The 19,558-nt window shown below is 71.5% G+C and carries 15 protein-coding genes, 1 tRNA gene and 1 pseudogene; 3 read left to right on the plus strand and 14 right to left on the minus strand.

Annotated features, from left to right (window positions below):
* Positions 1-6: 6 nt before the first annotated feature.
* Positions 7-600 (minus strand): dihydrofolate reductase family protein, encoded by a 594-nt coding sequence (locus AC068D_RS18795; RefSeq protein ID WP_478824121.1) that lies wholly within the window; start codon positions 598-600, stop codon positions 7-9.
* 69 nt (positions 601-669) lie between these two features.
* Between AC068D_RS18795 and AC068D_RS18800 the strand changes: the two genes are divergently transcribed.
* Positions 670-1,248, plus strand: coding sequence for a TetR/AcrR family transcriptional regulator (locus tag AC068D_RS18800; RefSeq protein WP_478824122.1), 579 nt, complete (start codon positions 670-672; stop codon positions 1,246-1,248).
* A 492-nt stretch (positions 1,249-1,740) separates the two neighbouring features.
* On the opposite strand, the gene AC068D_RS18805 is transcribed toward AC068D_RS18800, so the two are convergent.
* Complete coding sequence (locus AC068D_RS18805) at positions 1,741-2,175, minus strand: VOC family protein (RefSeq protein WP_478824123.1); 435 nt, start codon at positions 2,173-2,175, stop codon at positions 1,741-1,743.
* Positions 2,176-2,767: 592 nt separating this feature from the next.
* Here AC068D_RS18805 and AC068D_RS18810 point away from each other — a divergent pair.
* Positions 2,768-2,843 (plus strand) — tRNA-Trp (locus AC068D_RS18810).
* Positions 2,844-2,867: 24 nt separating this feature from the next.
* Complete coding sequence (locus AC068D_RS18815) at positions 2,868-3,047, plus strand: hypothetical protein (protein WP_478824124.1); 180 nt, start codon at positions 2,868-2,870, stop codon at positions 3,045-3,047.
* Between the two features lie 284 nt (positions 3,048-3,331).
* Here AC068D_RS18815 and AC068D_RS18820 read toward each other — a convergent pair whose 3' ends face one another.
* The 12 genes and pseudogenes from AC068D_RS18820 to AC068D_RS18875 all read right to left on the minus strand — a co-directional run bounded on the left by AC068D_RS18820 (position 3,332) and on the right by AC068D_RS18875 (position 19,406).
* The gene (locus AC068D_RS18820; RefSeq protein ID WP_478824125.1) at positions 3,332-4,372 is read right to left on the minus strand and encodes an SDR family oxidoreductase; all 1,041 of its coding nucleotides are present in this window, start codon (positions 4,370-4,372) and stop codon (positions 3,332-3,334) included.
* A gap of 21 nt (positions 4,373-4,393) precedes the next feature.
* Complete coding sequence (locus tag AC068D_RS18825; protein WP_478824126.1) at positions 4,394-5,665, minus strand: beta-ketoacyl-[acyl-carrier-protein] synthase family protein; 1,272 nt, start codon at positions 5,663-5,665, stop codon at positions 4,394-4,396.
* Positions 5,662-5,964 (minus strand): acyl carrier protein, encoded by a 303-nt coding sequence (locus AC068D_RS18830; RefSeq protein ID WP_478824127.1) that lies wholly within the window; start codon positions 5,962-5,964, stop codon positions 5,662-5,664. The genes AC068D_RS18825 and AC068D_RS18830 overlap by 4 nt, the downstream gene beginning before the upstream one ends.
* 100 nt (positions 5,965-6,064) lie before the next feature.
* Complete coding sequence (locus AC068D_RS18835) at positions 6,065-7,321, minus strand: aspartate aminotransferase family protein (protein ID WP_478824128.1); 1,257 nt, start codon at positions 7,319-7,321, stop codon at positions 6,065-6,067.
* 121 nt (positions 7,322-7,442) lie between these two features.
* Positions 7,443-7,895, minus strand: a complete 453-nt coding sequence (locus AC068D_RS18840; protein ID WP_478824129.1) for a type II toxin-antitoxin system RatA family toxin — start codon at positions 7,893-7,895, stop codon at positions 7,443-7,445.
* Positions 7,896-8,013: 118 nt separating this feature from the next.
* On the minus strand, positions 8,014-9,207 hold the full coding sequence (locus AC068D_RS18845) for a GNAT family N-acetyltransferase (RefSeq protein WP_478824130.1): 1,194 nt from the start codon (positions 9,205-9,207) through the stop codon (positions 8,014-8,016).
* Positions 9,197-10,330: an acyl-CoA dehydrogenase family protein gene (locus tag AC068D_RS18850; RefSeq protein WP_478824131.1), complete on the minus strand. Its 1,134-nt coding sequence runs from the start codon at positions 10,328-10,330 to the stop codon at positions 9,197-9,199. The genes AC068D_RS18845 and AC068D_RS18850 overlap by 11 nt, the downstream gene beginning before the upstream one ends.
* Before the next feature lie 4 nt (positions 10,331-10,334).
* The gene (locus tag AC068D_RS18855) at positions 10,335-11,594 is read right to left on the minus strand and encodes a cytochrome P450 (protein WP_478824132.1); all 1,260 of its coding nucleotides are present in this window, start codon (positions 11,592-11,594) and stop codon (positions 10,335-10,337) included.
* 326 nt (positions 11,595-11,920) lie between these two features.
* A complete protein-coding gene (locus AC068D_RS18860) occupies positions 11,921-14,950 on the minus strand; it encodes an AfsR/SARP family transcriptional regulator (RefSeq protein WP_478824133.1) in 3,030 nt (1,009 codons plus the stop codon).
* A gap of 133 nt (positions 14,951-15,083) precedes the next feature.
* The gene (locus tag AC068D_RS18865; protein WP_478824134.1) at positions 15,084-17,045 is read right to left on the minus strand and encodes an AfsR/SARP family transcriptional regulator; all 1,962 of its coding nucleotides are present in this window, start codon (positions 17,043-17,045) and stop codon (positions 15,084-15,086) included.
* Between the two features lie 925 nt (positions 17,046-17,970).
* Entirely contained in the window at positions 17,971-18,711 is a 741-nt protein-coding gene (locus AC068D_RS18870; protein WP_478824135.1) for a class I SAM-dependent methyltransferase, read from the minus strand.
* Between the two features lie 170 nt (positions 18,712-18,881).
* Positions 18,882-19,406, minus strand: a pseudogene (locus tag AC068D_RS18875) (P-loop nucleotide/nucleoside kinase family protein).
* Positions 19,407-19,558 lie beyond the last annotated feature (152 nt).

Here is a 19,558-nt window from a genome sequence, read left to right on the forward strand (position 1 = left end):
AACCTCCTATCGGCGGGTGAGGCGGGTGAGGGTGACCCCGTTGGGGAATGCGGTGCGCTCGGCGACGTCGAAGACGGTGGGGTCGAAGGCACCGTCGACCACCGGGATTCCGGTACCGGCAATGACCGGATACGTCTTGACGAGCAGCTCGTCGATCTCGGGCAGCAGGGTGCCGGCGAGCTGGCCGCCCCCGCAGAGCCAGATGTTCGGCACGGCGTCCACCTCGCCCTTGAGCTCGCGGACGAGTGCGAGCGGGTCGCTCGGCACGACGGTGACGGCTGGGTCGGTGTCCGGCTTGAGAGTGCTGGACACCACGTACTGGCGCAGGTGCGCGTATGGGCTGGTGATTCCGTTGTCGAGCGTGAGGCGGTAGGTGCCGTGGCCCATGACGACGGTGTCGAAACGCCGGTTGGGTGCGTCCGCGACGCCGACGGCCGCGCGATAGGCGGTGGGGATGGTCTCCGGGTACAGCGCGTTCATCCAGGTTGAGTAGGCGGCGGCCTGCTGCTCGTCGCCCTGCGGAAAGAAGTCGAACTCGCCGCCGGGGCCGGCGATGCGGCCGTCGAGCGAGACGCCGATGTAGTACACGAGCTTTCGCATAGTGATCCCCCACACGTAGTACTCTGCTTGAAGTGGTTTGAACGTAGTACTACATCTGGAGTGGTGTCAATGGCGAGACGGAATGACCAGCGGCGCGCGGCTCTCGTCGACGCGGCGATCGAGGTGCTGGCCCGGGAAGGCGCACGCGGCCTGACTTTCCGGGCCGTGGATGCTGAGGCGGCCGTTCCCGCCGGTACGGCGTCCAACTACTTCTCCAGTCGCGACGACCTGTTCACTCAGGCCGGCGCCCGGGTCTACGAGCGACTCCAGCCCGACGAGGCCACGATTGCCCGGCAGCAGGCGGCCAGCCGCGATCGGGACACCTACGTAGAGCTGATGCGCGAACTCGTCGGCCGCATCGCCTCGTTCCGCACCGGTTACCTCGCGCTGCTGGAACTCCGCCTCGAAGCCACTCGCCGCCCCGAACTGCGCAAGGTCCTCACGGAGAGAGTCCGGGCCGACGTGGATGCCAACGTCGCCTATCACGAGACTTCCGGTCTCCCCGGTGACACCACGGCGGTCAAGCTGCTCATGCTGACGCTGAACTGGCTGATCGTTGAACAGCTCACCCTGCCGGACGTCTTCACGGAGGCGGAGCGTGAACAACTGGTAACGGCCGCAGTGGAGCGCATCGTGACGGCGAAGTAGCTGCCCGGCCCAGGATGACTCCAGTCTGCTGCGGTGGAAGTGAGCTGGACCGGACCGGCCTCGGCAGTCACCCGCTCTTGGTTCCGTCTGCTGATTCGAACGAAACGGCCTAGCTCACGCTCCGACATGATCGGCCCGCGTGCATGATCAACCCGCGTACCTCAACCCCCACCGCACACAGCCCCACGACCCAGCCCGACCACCGTCACCGCCAACTACGCACGAGGTCGTAGGAGCGACGGAGGGGACATCGTCGCCGATACCCTCGGACGTGTCGGCGCAGGACCGCGGATGAAGGGGTGCACGGAGGTGCGTGAGCGTGCATCGCCTGCGGCATGAGCGGATGTTCGCGCCGGTCGCGCCAGATTCGTACTCGTGGGCACCGAGGGGTGGTTCTGGATCAGGACCGTTGGCGCGCCGCGGGACGACGGCGACCCCTCGTGATCGCGAGCTGCACCAGTCGGCTCGCGAAGGTGCGAGGTTCGCGGCCACTCAGTCAAGACAGAACTCGTTGCCCTCGATGTCCTGCATCACGAGGCACGACTCGTTGTCGCCATCGGCAGGCAGCAGTTGCACGCGTACCGCGCCGAGCGCGACCAGTCGTGCGCATTCGGCCTCGAGTGCGGCCAGGCGCTCCTCACCCACGAGCCCGATGCCGACCCGCACGTCAAGATGCAGCCGATTCTTGACGATCTTCCCTTCGGGAACGCGCTGGAAGAACAGTCGCGGGCCGACACCTGAGGGATCAATGCATGCGAACGCTGAACCCTGGCGCTCAGGCGGCAGCGCGCGATCGAAATCGTCCCAAGTAGCAAACCCCTCCGGTGGAGGCGGTACGACATACCCCAACACCTGGCACCAGAAACGAGCGACGCGCTCAGGTTTTGCGCAGTCGAAGGTGACCTGGATCTGCTTGATCGACGCCATCGGTCCATCATAGAAGCGGGTCCTTCGGCGTCTCCCCCAGCGGCTGGCATCGCACGCTGTCAGGTCGAGATCGGCAACGGAGTCCTAACAGGGGTCGGAGCCGGGGGAAGGGAGGACGGAGCTTGTGGTTCCCGAACAGGGCGCGGGTGTTTGCCCTGCCCCGGGCCGCCTTGGAGCTTCGGGTGATCGCGTAGGGAAACCAGCGCAGCCGGGATGAGGTGCAGGGGGTGAACTCCTCCGGGCTGCTGATTGCACCGATCTCGGGCGGTGTTCCGACCAGGGTGCTGCCGTAGAGCACGAAACGCTCGACCGCCGTCAGTTCGGCGATGCTCGGCGGCGGAGTGATGACCTGCCGCCGTTCCTCGGTGCTGAGTTCGACCAGCCGGGTCCAGTGCTCAGTGGCCAGTCGAGCCCGCTCCCGACGCCACCGTCAGCTGTCGTCCGGCGACCGGGTCCGTCGTCCGTGTCCCCGTTGGTGTCCGGCCCCGGTGCCGGAGGATGACCGGCGCGGGCCCCTCCCGCGGCAATGGGTTCCCCACGAGAAAACCCGTGGCGACCGGACTGCCGGGCGTGTCAGTCTGACATCCGTCGAAGGGGTGTAGCTCAGAGGCCAGAGCGCCGGTCTCCAAAACCGGATGCCGCAGGTTCGACTCCTGCCACCCCTGCCACTGATCACAGCTTCCGCTTGTCCCATGGCATCCCCCACCCGCGGCGCTGCGGTCCCGGCCGCGGCACGCTCGTCCGCGGCCGCGCGGATCGCGCGCCACGCGGACTCGGCTGCCTACGCCGACGACCGGGGCCGCCGCAGCCGTGCTGCGGAGCCCGGCGACGACGCCGCAGCGTCGTTGCGCAGTGGTGCAGCGCTGCGGTGAGCGCGTGGCCACGGTGCAGCGGCGAGGGGTCCGGGACGTTGTGCCGTTGGTGTTCCCGGCGAAGTCGTCCGGGAAGGCGGTGACTTGGTCGGGCACGACCCAGCCGCCCAGCGGCGCGCCACCGTATGGAGGAGTCCGCAGACGACGCTCCCGGTCGCAGCACGCTGCCGTGAGCGGTCGGCCCGCCAGCCGCGATGCCGCCCCGGCCGGCGGAGGCGGTCCGCGCCCGGGCCCGGGCGGACAGGGAGTCCGGTCGGGCGCCTGACGCCTCCCGTGCGCCACCGTCACCCGGCGTTGATCAAGGTCCACGGGGTGGGGCTGCCGAGTGCCTGGCGCTGCTTGCTCTCCGCCCAGTGCCGCACCGATGCGGCCAGCACCCCGCCCGGGTCGGTCACCTTCCGGGTCGGCTCGAAGGGCTCGCCCATGCTGGTGTAGCTCTGGAACATCGCGAGCAGCTTCACTGCCTGCTGCTGGACCGGGGAGAGCCACTGCTCGGCCAGGGGCAGGAAGAAGCGGTTCCAGCTGTCCGTGGACACCGTCGGCGGCTTGGCGATCGGCTCCACGCCGTGCTCGGCCCGGAAGGCGTTCAGCGTGTCGCAGGTGATCTCGACCAGGGTGCCCAGCCGCAGGCTGTCCGGCCCCGCGGCGATCACCTCGGTGCAGGGCACGGAAGGGGCGGGGCCCAGGGCGGCGGTCGCGATGACCTCGGCCACCTCGTCGACCGGGCTGATCTCGGCGAAGCCTCCCGAATCGCCGACGACCACGGCCGCGAGCCCGGAGACCAGGGCGGGGAAGAGGCTGTACGGGCCGGAGAAGCGGGCGATGTGCCCGTCCCCGCGGCGTCCCATGACCAGCGGCGGGCGGACGATCGTGACCGGCCCGCGGTGCTCGGTGGCGACGATCTCCTCGCAACGGGACTTGGACCACTCGTAGCCGTTGCGGTAGCCCTCGAACTCCTCGCCCCGCAGATCCTCCGGGGCGCGTACGCCGCCGACGTAGGCGGTGGAGACGTGGACCACGTGGGTGTCGGTGCCGGCCAGTCCGAGAACGTCCCGCAGGGGGCGGATGTTGGCGTCGGTGGCCTCGTCGCGGCTCATGGTCCAGCGAGTGGAGGCGGCGGTGTGCACGATGACGTCCCATGGCCGTTCGGTCAGGGGGTCCGGCGCCGGTTCGGCGCCGATGTTCCACCGTACGGGGGTGTCCCCGGTGGTGCGGCGGGCGGTGTGCACGATCTGCGCGCCGGCGCGGTCGGCGGTCTCGGCGGCGAGGCGGCCGGCCACCTCGGTGCCGACGACACCGGTCGCGCCGGTGACAAGGATGCGCATGACAGGAGCTCCTGGGTTCGTTCAGGTGGCGGGCTGGAGGACCAGGCAGACGTTCTGTCCGCCGAAGCCGAAGGAGTTGGAGAGCACCGGGGCGCAGTCCACATTGCGTGGGGTGCCGACGACCACGTCGATCCTGTCGGCCTCGGACGGGACGGTGAGGTTCGCGACCGGTGGGACGATCCCGCGCTCGGCGCAGACCAGGGCGATCGCGGCCTCCAGGGCGCCGGAGCCGCCGATGAGGTGCCCGGTCACACCCTTGACGGCGGTCACCGGCGGAGCCTGGCCGTTGAAACACCGGTGGATCGCGGCGGCCTCGGCACTGTCATTGGCCTGGGTCGAGGTTCCGTGCGCGTTGATCTGGCCGATGTCGGACGGCAGCAGTCCGGCGTCGGCGATCGCCCCGGCCATGCACGCGGCCGCGACCTCGCCCTCCGTGTGCGGGGCGACGATGTGGTGGGCGTCGGCGTTGGTGGCGTACCCGGCGACCTCGCCGAGGATCCGCGCTCCGCGGGCGGTGGCGGACTCGAGCCGCTCCAGGACGAGGACGGCGGCGCCCTCACCCATGACGAATCCGTTCCGGTCGGCGTCGAACGGACGGCTCGCCCGCTCCGGGTCGTCGTTGCGCGTGGACAGTGCCTGCATCCGGGAGAAGCCGCTGAGCATGAAGGTGGTCACCGCGGAGTCGAAGCCGCCGGCGACGGCCACGTCCAGCTCGCCGTACCGGATCCGGCGGGTGGCCTCGCCGATGGCCGTGGCGCCGCTGGCACAGGCGGTGGTGTAGGTGACGCACGAGCCCTGGAACCCGTAGCGCATCGCGACCCGGGCGGCGGCCGAGTTGGCCATGGTCCGGGGCACGGAGAACACGGGCATGAGGGTGGGCGCCTCGTCGTGTCTGCGCACCAGCCCCTCCATCGTGGGGAGTCCGCCGATGCCGGTGCCCAGATGAACCCCCACCCGTCCGGGCGGGAGTTCGGGCAGCGCGGCCTGGCCGACGGCGTCCACCGCGGCGCACAGCGCCAGTTCGGTGGGGCGGTCGATCTGCCGGAGTTCCCGGTGGGTGAGGTAGGGGCCGAGGTCGAAGTCGGGCACCTGGCAGGCGAAGTGCACCGGGGAGCCCTCCTCGATCAACTCCTTCCGGTGCGCGGCGGCCGTGGAACGGGCTGCGAGGACCGTACTCATGACCTCGTCGAGGGTGACTCCGGCCGGGGACTTCACACCGATGCCGGTCACGACGACCCGGGGCCGGTCCGAAGGCAGGCGGGAGGCCGCGGGAGAGTGCGGGCGCCGGGTCATGTCCGGTCGGCCGTGCGCGCGGCGAGGAGTTCGGCGGCCTGGCCCACGGTTTCGGCACGGACCAGGTCCTCGGTGGAAATCTGCACATTGAGGGCGCGTTCGAGATGGGCGCCTATCGACATCAGCTCCAGGCTGTCGATGCCGTACTCGGCTCGCAGGTCGGTCTCGGCCACGATGGCCTCGAGCGGGGTGCCCAGGACCTCGGCGGCGGCCTCGCGGACCGCGGCGAGCAGGTCGGCGTGGGACCGCAGGGTGGCGGGGTCCTGGGGCCGGGCTTCGGTGGATCCGGTGTGAGTCAACTGGGTTCCCTGGTGGTGTGGGTGGGACGGGTTGGTGGTTCGGCTCCGGACGGGCGGCCGTCCGGAGCCGGTGCCGGGGGTCGCCCCCACGGCAGTGGTTTCAGTCGCGGAGGCCGGCGGCCGCCGCGTCCAGTGCGGTGTCGAAAATGTTCAGCGCCTCGTCCAGCTCCGCCTCGCCGGTGACGAGCGGCGGCAGCAGACGGATGGTCGTCGGCCGGCTCAGGCAGGGCGAGACGAGCAGCCCGTCGGCGGCCAGTGCGACCACGACCTCACCCGCCGCTCCGGGAGTGCTGAGGTCGATGCCCCAGAGCAGCCCCCTGCCGTGGAATCCGCTCATCACCTGCGGGTGACGCGCCCGGAGTTCACGCAGGCCGGCGGCGAGCCGGTCGGACAGCAACCGTCCGTGGTCGGCGAGTTCCTCCACGGTCTCGAGCGCGGCCGGCAGCGCGGCGCAGCTCAGCGGGTGCCCGCCGAACGTCGCCGAGTGCAGGAACGGGTCCGCCGCCAGCGGCCGGTACAGCTCCTCGGTGCAGACCACGGCCGACAACGGCATCACACCGCCGCCGAGCGGCTTGCCGACGAGTACGGCGTCCACGGGCAGCCCGTCGGCGAGGGCGACCGAGCGCTCACCGCAGCGGCGCAGTCCGCACTGGATCTCGTCGGCGATCGCGAACGCGCCGTGTGCGTGGGCGTCCTCGCACCACCGATGCAGGACCTCCGTGCGCAGCGGCACGGCGCCGTTCTCCCCCTGCACGGGTTCGAAGACCACCGCAGCCACGGGGCCTTTCGCGACCTGCTGTCGGACGGCATCCGGATCGTCGGGGTCGAGGTGGACCACGTCGACCGCACAGCCCAGCAGCCCGCTCCGGAACAGCGGGCTGTGGGTGAGGGAGAGGGCTCCCAGGGTCTTGCCGTGGTAGCCGCCGGTGACCGCGAGCACCCTCTCCCGCCCGGTGGCGAGCCGGGCGAGTTTCACCGAGACCTCGACGGCGTCGGCTCCGTTGAGGCCGAAGTAGATCTTGGGCAGCCGGCCGCCCAGGTAGTCGGCCAAGTGGGCTGCGGCCTCGGCGGCCACCGGATTGGCCAGACTGCGGGTCGACGTCGGCATCACCTCCAGCTGTCGGGCGACGGCCTCGACGACCCGGGGATGACGGTGACCGACGAGCGTGACGGCGTAGGAGCCGAAGTCGAGTGCCGAGCGGCCGTCGGAGAGGGTGACGCGGGAGCCCAGGGCGCTGGACTCGACAGCACCCCGCCCGGCGAACTTGCCGGTCAGTGCCAGCTTCGGGGACTGATGGCGTCGGATCTTGTCGAACACGTCGCCGGTGGGCGAGGCGGTCATGGCATGGGGACCCAAGGGGACCTCCTGCGGGAGTAGGGCTGCCCGGCAGGCGGGGCAGTGGCGGACGGGGAAGGCGGGCCGGATACGGGGGTTGCGCTGACGGCACCGGGCAGGAGTGCCGTCGGCACGCCGCGGCTCACTGGCCGGCCGCGCCGGTCAGCCGCCGTTCGAGCGACTGGAGCATCTGCTCGGCGTTCTCCCGAAGCGCTGTGGCCGCGACCGGGTTGAGCATCTCGGCGAGCAACGGGATGCCGATCTCGAACTCCACGGTCAACGAAACGAGGCTGCCGCCGTCGTCGCCAGGGCGTACGGCCCAGTGGCCGACGAAGTGGGCGAGGTCGCCGCTGACCTGGTGGAAGTCGAAGCGCAAGGACGCGTGGTCGAGTTGCTCCGCCTCCACCCACTCCAGGACGGAGCCCTTCAGATGGACGGACCACGCCGTGGTCCTGCGGTCCTCGCCGCTGCGCTCGACGACCGTGACGGACTCGACGCTGTCCATGCAGGCGGGGTAGGCCTCGACATCGACGACTGCCTGCCAGCTGTCCTCCGGCGGGGCGGCGATATGGATCTCTACGTCGACACGGGGCATGGTGGTCTCTTTTCGATGAGAGGTGCTGATGAGTGGCCGGGGTCGGCCGGGGTCGGCCGACCGAAGGGCTGTCGTCCCCCGGACTTCGGCTGCCGGCAGGGGACTTCGGGGCGGGCCCTCAGGACCTTGGGGCCAGGGCCTGCTCCCGGGCGGCTTCCAGGGCCCGGGGCAGCAGCAGGCGGAGTACGGCGCGCGGCAGCCGTCGGGTGTGGGTGATTGCGTAGCCCTGTTCGACCAGTTCGCAGCCGAATTCGCGTTTCGGTTCGTAGGCGGTCTGTGCGAACCGGATGTGGCGGCAGCCCCGGCTGATGGCCAGTTCGATCGCCGCGTAGTGGAGGTTGTGGTAGAGCCGCGCCCGGTGGGCCAGCCGGTAGTCGAGGCCGATCCGGGCTCCGACCGCGCCCCGGCCCCGGAACAGGCAGTGGAGGTAGCCGACGAGGCGGTCGCCCTCGAAGCAGGCGACCAGCCGCTGGTCCACGTCGCCCGTGTCCGCGAGCGCCCGGACGAACGTTTCGTCAAGTACGTCCAGTGTCTGGTCGGCCCGGTCCATGACCTGCCGGTACAGATCCATCATGGCGGGGACCAGATGGCCGAACTCCTCGAGTACTTCGATCCGAAGGTCCTCCTGCGCGCGGAACTTCCGTATCTTGCTGCGGGCGTTGCGCCGCGGCTTGGCCGACAGTGATTCGAGGTACTCCTCGAAGTCACGGTGGCCCAAAGGGAGTTCGGTGTCGGGCAGGCCGGCGGCGGTGAAGAATCCTGCGTCGTCCAATGCGGGACGCAGCGTGTCCAGTTCCTTGGGGGCGAAGTCCTTGAAGACGACCGTGCCCAGGCGGTGCGCGCGGGCGAAGTCCAGGACCTCCCGCACCAGTGACGCGGCCACCGGGGCCGGGAGCGGGCCCAGGCCGGGGACGTGCCCCTGGCCCAGGAAGTTGCCGCAGAAGAGCATCGGCACCCGGGTCAGCCGGGGCAGCCTGCGGGCCACCGGGGCCAGCAGACGCCGCTCGTGAGGTCCTACGACGCGCTCCAGTTGCAGGCCGCTCACCGCGCTGAGCGGCAGGAGGGCACAGGGGTCTCCGTCCCGGCGCACCAGGAGGCAGGCATACGCGTCCGGGCCGATCGCGGACCGTTCCATGGCTGCGAACACCCCCCTGGCCCACATCGGGTCGTCGGCCGGCGTCAGCGCGTCCCAGACCTCGCGTGGCACGTCGTCGGTGCTTGTCAGTCGCTGCACGGCGTAGTGCGGGGCCGCTGCCGCACCCGTCGCCGGATGCGCCGGGCCGCCGCCCGCACGGACGTCCTCAGCCGACATGCAGCGGCTCGCCGTCGAGAACCGCGCACAGCGACTCCGCCATCCGTCCACGGGACGGCGGGTGGAAGTTCAGGCCTGCGGCAGCCGATGCCAGGTACGTACCCTCGTCGGAGGAGATGAAGGACAACCCGCCGAGCGTCTCCAGTGCGGTCCGGGTGGTGCGCCCGATGGAGTCCTGCGCGGCGTAGCGGGCCGTGAGAGCGCCGGTGAGCAGCTCTTCGCCCCAGTTCTGCGACTCCCGCATGGCCCGGGCCACCGCCTCGACAGCGAGCATCGCCGCGCCCAGGTCCGTCACCAGCTCTGCCCGGACGGAGGCGGGGGCGCGGCCGTGCCGTAGCACCCGTTCCACCAGAGCGCTCGCCGTGCCCAGGTATCCGGCGGTCATCAGCAGCTCGAACCAGAGGAAACCGGCGATGTGCAGCGAGTCCAGGACGGCGTCGGCTCCGACGTCGGTGAGGACCACCATCTGCGGGTCGAGCGCGACGTCCTGGAGGACCACCTCCTCGCTCTCGGCGCCGGCGAGGACCGTGCTGCCCCAGAACGGGCGCACGGACACCCCGTCGGCGTCGGCGGGGATGATGGCCACGGCCAGCCGCTGCTCGCCGCTGTCGTCCGTCATCTCCACGGAAGCGGTCAGCAGATCCATGGAGTGCGCCAGGCTGCACGGCTTCTTGCTGCCGTTCAGTACCACTGTGCCGTCGCGCCGCTCGGCCCGGATGGCGGGCCGCAGGATCGACTGACCGGTCTGCCCCTCGGCGAACCCGGAGGCCAGCAGCATGCGTTTGCCGACGATCGCCTCCAGCAGCATCCACTCGAAGCCGGCCCCGTGCTTGGCGGTCTCCACCAGACTGGCCACGGAGAAGTGGTGCATCGTGGTGGCCACGGCCAGTGACGGGCACCGGGCGCCCACGGCCCGCTGGACCCGTACCGCCTGCAAGGGGTCCGCGCCGATACCGGTGTTCTGCGCCGGCACCAGCAGGCCCGGACCGCCGGCCTCGCGGAACGCGGCGATCGCGGGACTGCCGGGCCGCTCCAGCTCACCCAGCGTGTGCCGGTCGAGCGCGGCGTCCAGGCCCGGCAGCAGTGTGTCGAGCGCTTCGCGCTCGGTGTCCAGGAAACCCATGGCGTCAGTCCTTTGCTGTGGTCAGGGTGAGCGGCCGGCGGACCGCGGGGCCGTCGGTCGTCAGGGGCAGGTCCTCGTACACCCGGAGGCTGAAGGACTCCCTGCGCAGTGGGGGGCCGGCCAGGGCGAGTCCGGGGAAGCGGGTGAAGAGGCGGTTCACGGCCACCGCACCCTCCAGACGGGCCAGCGCGGCACCCAGGCAGTAGTGCGGGCCTGCACTGAAGCTCAGCACTTTGCTGCCGGTGCGGCGGATGTCGAAGCGGTGCGGGTCGGCGAACTGGGCGGGATCCCGGTTGGCCGCCGTGAGCACCGTGGTGACATTGGCGCCGGCCGCGATCGTCACGCCGCCGATCTCGGTCCTCTCGCCCGCGATCCGCTCCGTCATCTGGACAGGGGTGTCCCAGCGCAGCGCCTCCTCGACCGCCTGGGCGGCCAGCTCAGGATCGGCCGTCAGCAGGGCCCGCTGCTCCGGGTGGGTCAGCAGGGCGTGGGTGGCCAGGCCCAGCATGGCCGTGGTCGTCTCGAATCCGGCGACGAACACGAGCAGCAGGGTGTCCACCAACTCCCGCCGGGACAACCGCTCCTGGCCTTCCTGGGCCTCCAGCAGAGCCGTGGCGAGGTCCTCGCGGGGATCGGTCCGCCGACGGTCGAGCAGTTCCTCGAAGTAGCCGCGCAGTTCGACCACCGCCGCGTCGGCCCGCGCCCAGTCCTCGGGCGTGCGAACCGGTTCCAGCAGCCGGCTGGCGTCGCCGCCCAGTCGGCGGAACCGGGGGTGGTCCTCGGCCGGGACCCCGATCAGCTCCCCGACGACCGCGACGGGCAGCGGGTAGCCGACCAGCTCCTGGAAGTTCGCCGTACCACTGCGCGCGGCGGTGTCGGCGAAGGTGTCGAGCAGCCCGTCGGTCAGTCCCTCGACGGCGGCGCGCAGGGCCGCCACCCGGCGTGGGGTGAATCCGGAGCCGACCAGACGGCGCAGCCGGGTGTGGTCGGGCTGGTTGGCCCGGAGCATCGAGGCGTAGAAGAATTCGGCCGCGGGATGCTCGCGCCAGTCCGAGAGGTGCTCCTCGCACCAGCTCAGATCCGGGGTGCGGAAGGTCGCGTCGGTCAGCACCGCCTGGCAGTGCTCGTAGGTGGTCAGGAAGTAGGTGTCGAGATCCTTGTCGTAGTAGACGGGTGCGGTCTCGCGGAGCGTTTCCAGCGCCGGGAAGGGGTTCTCCCGCCCTTCCGGCGTGAAGAGGGAGAAAAGCAGAGCCTGGGGGTCCAAGGGATTCCTCAGCAGATCGGCGTGCGGTCCCGGGATACCGCGCGATGCCCGGGCCGCCGTGACGCGCTCGTCCGGTGCGGCGAACGTCTGCGTCAGGCGTTGGTCAGAGCCTGTCAGCGCTGTGCTCGCACGGCCTCAACAGCGCATCAACGGCACATCAACCGCGCTCCGTTCACGCCTCGTCCGCAGCGGGTCCGGGCACAGCGCGGCATCACCCACCGCATCGCCCGCGGCGGGGAGCTGCCTGCAGACACGACGAAGCGGCGCCCCACCGCGTGGAAGTGGTGGGGCGCCGACGGTGGGGTGCGGTGCGGTGGCCGCCGGTGTCAGCCGGCGCCGAGCCGGGCCTCGACGTCACCGGCCTCCGGCATCCCCAGCCGCCGGAAGATCGGAAGCGCCGACCGGTAGTGGAAGGCCGCCTGTTCCGCCCGGCCCTGGGCGGCGTACGCGTGGCCCAGCTGGGTGAGGGCCCTGCCCAGCAGGTACGCGTCGCCGTGCCGCATGGCGATCTCCCTGGCCTCGGACGCGTATCCGACGGCCTCCTCGGGCCTGCGCGTCAGGTTGTAGGCCTCGGCGAGCCCACCGAGGACCAGCGACTCACGGAAGGAGGACCCGGTCCTGCGCCACAGCTCCAGGCTGGAGTGCAGACACTCCAGCGCCTCGTCCGGGAATCCCGCGTACAGCAGGGTCTGGCCGAGCGCCCGCAGCGCGTTGGCCTCGCCGCCGCTGTCGTCGCAGGAGCGGGCGAGCGCGACCGCGGCCCGCCCCGACTGCACGGCCTCCTCGGCGCGCCCGGTGGCCAGCAGGGCGAGGCCCAGATAGCCGAGGGCCAGGGCCTCGCAGCCGGGACTGTGGTTCTCCCTGGCCAACGGCAGCGCCTCGGTGAAGTGCTCCAGAGCGGCCGGGAAGTCGCGCAGGGCGAGCGCGCAGCCGCCGAGGGCGTTCAGGGCGTGCGCCAGCAGCGTCGGGCGGCTCTCGCGACGGCAGATGTCGGCCGTGGTGCGCAGATGGGGCACCGCGGCAGCCATCTCGAACCGCATGGCGAAAGCACCCCCCAGCATGTAGTGCGCGACGGCCCCGGCAAGGGCGTCACCCGAGCGTTCGGCCGCCTCCCGCACGGCACGCGAGGCCCGTTCCAGATTCTGCGTCCGGGTGCTGTTGCGGCCCAACGGGTCAGTGGCCAGCAGCAGTTCGGCGCAGAGGGACGCAGGAGCCCGGGAGATGCCGGCGGCCTGCTCGACGAGTGCGAGCAGCGTGGCCTGTTCGTCGAGCAGCCAGGCGGTGGCCTGCTCCTGCGAGGCGAACGCCGCAACGGCCCGCGGCCCGGCGCCGAGCCGGGCGAGCCCCGCGGGCTCCTCGTCCGTGGGGAACGCGTCGCCCGGGGCGGCGAGCCGATAGGCGTCCCGGGCGAGGGTCAGAGACGAGCGCAGCAGCCGGACCAGCGCGGCGTCGCGCTCCGCGGCGGGAAGGCCGACGGCCGCGGACTCCCGGGCGAAGAGCCGCAGAAGGTCGTGATAGCGGTAGCGGCCCGGGCCGGGCGACTGCAACAGGCTCGCGTCCACCAGCGCCTCGCAGAGGAATTCGGCGACGTGCTCGGGCCGGTCCAGCAGGGCGGCCGCGGCGGCCCGGGACAGCTCCGGCACGGCAGGCAGCGCGAGCAGCCGGAACGCTCGCAGCTGCTCGGAGGTGAGCAGCCCGGTCCCCAGCCGGAACGTCGGCTCGACGGCTGCGGTCTCGCCGCTCAGTTCCGCCAGCCGCCGTCGTTCGTCGGCGAGTGCCCGGCCGATCTCCGCGATCTGCAGGGTGGGCCTCGCCGCCAGCCGCGCCGCGACGATCCGGATGGCCAGGGGGAGTCGGCCGCAGTCGGCGACGAGTCCGCGGGCCGCCTCCTCCTCGGAGCGCACCCGCCGTTCGCCGACGAGCCGGGCGAGCAGCGCCAGTGCGTCGCTCTCCGTCAGCTCCTCCAGGTCGACCAGCGTGGCGCCGCTCAGTCCGGCGAGCCGGGTCCGGCTGGTGACCAGGACGCCGCAGCCGGGACCGGCGGGCAGCAGATCGTGCACCTGGTCCAAGTCCCTGGCGTTGTCGAGGACGAGGAGGACCTTCCGGTCGGCGAGCAGTGACCGGTAGAGGGCGGCGCGCTCGGCGGATTCCACCGGAAGGTGGGCCGGAGCCACGCCCAGAGCCCGCAGGATGTCGCCCAGCACCTGGTTCGGGTCCGCCGGCCGGCAGTCCATGCCGGACAGGTCGACGAAGAACACCCCGTCCGGGAAGCGGGCGCGGACGGCGTGGGCGACCCGTACGGCCACCGCGGTCTTGCCCACGCCGCCCATGCCGCTGATGGCGCTCAGCGCCACCACCCGGCCGCGCTCCAGGACGTTCCGCAACTGGTCCACCACGGCGTCCCGGCCGACGAGGTCGGTGATGTCCGACGGCAGGTTCAGCGTGACGGACACCGGGGCGACCGGTCGGAACGGTGCCGCGGAGCGCACGGCGGCCGCCGCCGGGTCGTCAGGACCGCCGCGGAGTGCGGCGCGTCGGGGAACGGGCAAGTCGTGTTCACGTGCACGGTCACCGGCCAGAATGCGCCGGTGCACCCGCTCGAGTCCGGTGGAGGGTACGGCGCCTCCGCTCCCGTTCAGGGCGCGGCGGGTGCGGGCGTAGACGTCCAGGGCCTCGGTCTGCCGGCCCGTCTCGTGCAGCGCGGTCATCAGCAGTTCCTGCAACCTCTCGCGCCGCGGGTGCTCCTCGGCGTGCGCCCGTAATTCGTCAACGGCACGGGCGTGGCCACCGAGCGTCAGCTCGATGTCCCAGCGCGCCTCCACCGCCGCCAGCCGCCGCTCGTGCAGGGCGGCGCGCTGTGCGGCGGCGAACGGGCCGGGAACACCGGCCAGCGGCTCGCCGTACCACAGGCCCAGCGCCGCGTCGTAGAGGCGCCGTGCCTCCTGCGGGCGCCCGGCGCGCAGCGCTCGCTCGGCGGTGCCCACCCGGCGGTCGAAGACCGTGAGGTCCAGGGCGTCCGGCTCCAGCCGCAGGGCGTATCCGTGGGACCGGGTGAGCAGGACACGTGCCGGAGCGCGGGGCGGGCGGCCGGGCTCCAGCAACTCTCGCAGCCGGGCGACATGGCCGCGCAGCGAACCGGCGGCACGAGTCGGCACATGGTCTCCCCAGACCGCGTCGATGAGCGTCGAGGTGCTGCCTCCGCGGCCGTGGCGCAACAGCAGGGTGGCGAGCAGGGCCGCACACAGGGGCGGCCGTACCTCGGTGTCCCGGCCGTCGGCCCGGACGCTCAGGGGGCCGAGCACCCGGAAGGACAGACCCGGAGATCCGGACGCCGGGACGGGGCGGTGCGACGGCACGAAGGGCCTCCCTGTGGATCAGTGGCCCGGTGACCGGGCCCGCAGGCTGCAACTGGCCGGCGGAGCCGCCTGCCTGATGCTCCGTCCATGATCATTATCGGTTGTGCGGGCCGCGCGGGAACGGCCGGTGCTCTCACGAGGCCAGGTCGTCGTGCCCGCCCCGGCGCAACCGCCGCGTCGTCTCACCGCCGCAGCGGCCTTGGTCCCCGGGCGCGAAGTGGATCTCCGGCGACGGACCGTCGTCCCGCCCCGGGCCGCCGCCCGCCTCCCGGGCGCCGACGAACTCCACCAGCAGACCGTGGATCCGGTAGTGGCCGGGCGCCGCGGACTCGACCCAGCTGGCATCCACCAGCTCCTCACAGAGATCATGTACGTCGTGCGGGGACCTGCCGATGACCGTTGCCACCGCGGCCACCTCGATGGATCCGTCCGGCTTCACGGACCGGACCACCGCGGACAGCGCCCGGCGGAGCCGGATCGGCAACCGCGCGTACTCCCGCTGGAACACCTCCTCCACGGAGAGGTCCGCCACACGTAGCCCCGCAGGCCGTTGCCGGCCGGCCACACTCTCCACCACGGACGCGACCGTCCACGACGGCCGGGTCGCGAGCCGCATCGCGAGGATGCGCACGGCCAGAGGCAGCCCCCCGCACACCTCCGCCAGCCGTGCGCACGCCTCGGGTTCCGCCGCGACCCGCTCTGGACCGATCACCTTCTCCAGCCAGGCGAGGACCTCGTCCGGACCGAGCACGTCCAGATGCGTGTGGTCGGCACCGGCCGGCGCCGTGGGCCGGATGCCACTGGTGATCAGTGCGGCACAGGCAGAACCACCGGGCAGCAGGGGGCCGACCAGGTCCGTGTCGGTGACGTTGTCCAGGAGCACCAGGACCCGACGTTCGGCGAGTTCCGTCCGGTACAGGGAGACACGGTCGGCCAAGTCCGCCGGGATCGGCTCGACCGGCCCCCGGAGCGCGCGCAGGAACGACCCCAGGACCGCCGAGAGGTCGGCGGGACTGCTGTCCCGGCCGCGCAGATCCGCGTAGAGCTGCCCATGCGGGAAGTGGCCGCGCACCCGATGGGCGGCATGGACGGCCAACGCACTCTTGCCCACCCCGGCCATGCCGGAGACCAGCACCACGGGCGCCGCATGACCGACGGCCCTGGTGAGCGCCCCGGCAACCCGCCCGACGGCATCGCCCCGGCCGGAGAAGTCGGAAAGGTCACGCGGGAGTTGGGCCGGACGGAGGACACCGTCCCTGCCCGCTCCGATCCCGGCCGACGTGACTGCTCCAGGGAGGTCGCCGGGCGCAGGAACGGCAGCCGGGGCCCCGCGCAGAGGGAGGCTCCCGGCCAGCGAGGACATCTCGTGCCCGGGGTCGAGACCGAACTCCGCCGCGAGGACCCGCCGAGTGCGTTCGTAGACGGCCAACGCCTCCGACTCCTGCCCGCTGAGCACCAGCGCCCGCATGAGCAGCTCGCCCAGCCGCTCCCGCAAGGGATGACGATCCGTCAACTCACGGAGCTCGCCGAGCACCGCGGCCTGCTCGCCCAGTTCCACATCCAGCGCGAGCCGCGACTCGAGGGCGGAGAGCCGCCGAGCAGCCAGCCGGGCCCGCTCGGCCGCGATACCCGGACCGCCGAGGCCCGCCAGGGGCTCCTCGCCCCACAGCGCGAGTGCCGTACGCAGCAGATCCCGCGCCTCGCCCGGCCGGCCCGCCGCCCGCGCGAGCTCCGCCGTGGCCACGTCCCTTTGGAACCGTCCCAGATCCACCTCCTCCACCGGAACCCGCAGCACATAGCCGCCGTGTTCGGACACGAGCACGGTCGGCGCGTGGCCGGCGCCGTGGCGGGGCTCGAGCAGCTTCCGTAAACGGGACACATACGTACGCAATGCGCCGACGGCCCGAAGCGGTGGCTCCTCCCCCCAGACGGCAGCCACCAGCCCGTCCACCGACAGGGGCGCCCCCTGGCGGAGCAGAAGCAGTGCCAACAGCGTCCGCTGCTGGCGCGACCCCAACTCCAACTCCTCCGTGCCGCGCCACGCGCGCAATCGATCGAGCAGCGCGTAGCGCACTGTCTCAGCCCCGGCGGTCATCTGTTCCCCATGCACTGTCTCGCTCAGCAGGCCCGGAGGCGTCCGGCACCGCCGGCCACCTCGGTAAAACATCCCCCACCAGGGAAGGAGCCATGAATCGCCGCTGCGGTTTGTTTGTCGTCCGGGAAGAGATCTCTGTCATACCGGTGGTGTGCGAAGGAGCCGACCGGCACCCGGGGCGGGGGCCCGAAAGTGCGTCCGGGGATGGGGGAGCCGCCGGTCGGCACGCCGCGATCGAGCCCGGACGTCGTCGACGAGCCCGGTGGGCAACCGCCGCTCAGGACCGGGGGAGTGATGCACAACACAACGCCGGTCCGAGGGAGCCGGCTGACGGGCGGCAACACTCAGCGGAACGGGATGCCTTCCCCGGAGGTCCCGTGCTCCCCGCACTTCGGCCCTCTGCACCGGCAGGCCGGCCACGACCCCTGCAATGCATCCCTGAACGGGTCCCGCTGGGGTGCACGTTCTGACGCCAGCTTCTCCCGAGTCGCCCGACACCCTCGACTCGGCCACCTTCCTGAGAAGCACCGACCTGCGTCATCGACACTCCTACCGCCCCACCGGCCCTGACCGCCGAACTCCGGCCGCTGGAAGCGCACGTCGGTCGCACGAACGGCACACGGCCTTCGCAGAAGGCTGCACCGCCGGCCGGAGTCCACGCGAGCAACCGCCCCGAGCCGGACAGCGGACAGGCCATCGTCGCCGAACTCGCTGCGACCGCACGGGACCCGCCACGGGGGGGAGCGCGATCGACTCCTCGCCGGGACGTCCGAGGTCTACGGTTCGGCGCCGTAGGAGGAAACCCTGGTCGGCGCACGGACCGTCACCCTCGCCTCGATCCGGCTCTGGCTCCGCCCATGATCAGCTGGGCAGGCCCCTGGGCCTGCCCGGCGGGGGATGCCTTCACGTCTCGGCGCGGCGGAACTTACGGTTTGTGGGTTACCCAGAGCAGTTCCGCCGGCCAGCGGTGTGCCCAGTCGGGTGGGTCGGTCTCGTTGTAGCCGTTGGGTGTTCCGAGTTCGGGCCGCGGCTCGATAAGGCCGTCGATGATGAGACCCGCGCCGCGCAGGACCTTGACCCAGTCGCCGTAGGTGAGCTGATAGCTGGTCGCGCCGCCGCCTTCCGCGATGGTGTTCAGCCCGAAGTAGTCCTGCTGCAGCGTCGTGGTCACGCGGCTGGCGGCTTCGTCGTAGCAAGCTTCGAACCATGGGCTGGCGACGTTGAACACCAGGCGCCCGCCTCGGCCCAAGACGCGTGCGGCCTGCGGGACGGCCAGGTGCGGGGGCGCCCAGCTGAGCCCACCGAAGTCGCAGAACACCAGGTCGAAGCTGTCGGCGGCGAAGGGGAGTTGTTCGGCGGCGCCTTGCACTAGCGGGTAGCGGGCCGCTCCCATCGTGCGGGCCGCTGCGGAGAGTTGGGCTTCGGACAGGTCGAGACCGACCACGGTGGCGCCCTCGGCGGCGAGCGCCCTGGACCACTGGCCGGCGCCGCAGCCGAGTTCGAGGACGCGCTTGCCGGTGACGTCGCCCAGGGCGTGCAGGTGCGCGTCGGGGATGGAGTACATGCCCCACAGCCGGGGTGTGGCGCCGATTTGCGGGTCGTGCTCGTGCTGGTAGGCGCTGCTGATCTGGTTCCAGAGCCGCCGGTTGGCGGGGATGCTGTCCACGTGCCGACTCCAGCACTGCCTGCCGGGGGCGGTCAACACGATTAGGGCCTGTCCGGCGGATCTTCCCGGGCGGCACGCATGGCACTTGTCGAGCTACCCGAGTGCAGCCACGGCCTACCCCTAGCTCCCGCCCGCTCAGAGCCAGGTCATACCGTGGTTGGTCCGGATAGTCACACGAGCGATGGCCACCGATCGGCCGCCCACTCCCGCCATCCCGGCCACCCAGGAGGCGGACCGCCGACCTGATGGCCCTCGAGTTCCGCGGCGTCGGGCTCCTCGAACAGCGTCCTCCAGTGCAAGAGGTCCGCCTCGCTCATCGGGAAGGTTTGATCCGGCGTGGTCGAGTGGCGATGGACGACCCGAGCACGTTAGGTCTCATGGTCCACGGGCACGTACGCAAGGTGACAGGACGCACCCACGGACGTCACCAACCAGCGGATCGCGGACCTCTCGTCACGAGACCAGCATCCGAAATCCAGGACCACGTTGGTTCCAAGCCTCAGCGCCTCCAGTCCAAGCCAGAGCAGCCGTCCTTCCAGCACATCGCGTTTCCCGTCTGCCTCCGGCTCGCCGAACAGTGGAATCATCCACTCATCCGGCGTCAGCCGCAGTGCCCTGTGCTCCTTGGCTAGCTGCCGAGCCTTCGTGGTCTTTCCAGCCCCTGGCAGGCCGACCGTCAAGAACAACATGGTCACACCCGCATCGTTCAGGGAAATCGAGTGGACGACAACTGTTTTCTCTGCCGGGATCGCCGGGGCCCCATCGCGGCCCCGACAGCGCGGTGGCGTGAGTGGCGGTGGCGCACGCCCCCCAGGTGCTCTCTCCGGTGATCACGACGTCGTAGGAA

The sequence above is a fragment of the Streptomyces sp. NPDC043861 genome (assembly GCF_056435905.1).

Coding starts and splice junctions, on each gene's coding strand:
- AC068D_RS18795 (WP_478824121.1), bottom strand. CDS start 600: ATGCGAAAGCTCGTGTACTACATCGGCGTCTCGCTCGACGGCCGCATC.
- AC068D_RS18800 (WP_478824122.1), top strand. CDS start 670: ATGGCGAGACGGAATGACCAGCGGCGCGCGGCTCTCGTCGACGCGGCG.
- AC068D_RS18805 (WP_478824123.1), bottom strand. CDS start 2,175: ATGGCGTCGATCAAGCAGATCCAGGTCACCTTCGACTGCGCAAAACCT.
- AC068D_RS18815 (WP_478824124.1), top strand. CDS start 2,868: ATGGCATCCCCCACCCGCGGCGCTGCGGTCCCGGCCGCGGCACGCTCG.
- AC068D_RS18820 (WP_478824125.1), bottom strand. CDS start 4,372: ATGCGCATCCTTGTCACCGGCGCGACCGGTGTCGTCGGCACCGAGGTG.
- AC068D_RS18825 (WP_478824126.1), bottom strand. CDS start 5,665: ATGACCCGGCGCCCGCACTCTCCCGCGGCCTCCCGCCTGCCTTCGGAC.
- AC068D_RS18840 (WP_478824129.1), bottom strand. CDS start 7,895: ATGCCCCGTGTCGACGTAGAGATCCATATCGCCGCCCCGCCGGAGGAC.
- AC068D_RS18845 (WP_478824130.1), bottom strand. CDS start 9,207: ATGTCGGCTGAGGACGTCCGTGCGGGCGGCGGCCCGGCGCATCCGGCG.
- AC068D_RS18850 (WP_478824131.1), bottom strand. CDS start 10,330: ATGGGTTTCCTGGACACCGAGCGCGAAGCGCTCGACACACTGCTGCCG.
- AC068D_RS18865 (WP_478824134.1), bottom strand. CDS start 17,045: ATGACCGCCGGGGCTGAGACAGTGCGCTACGCGCTGCTCGATCGATTG.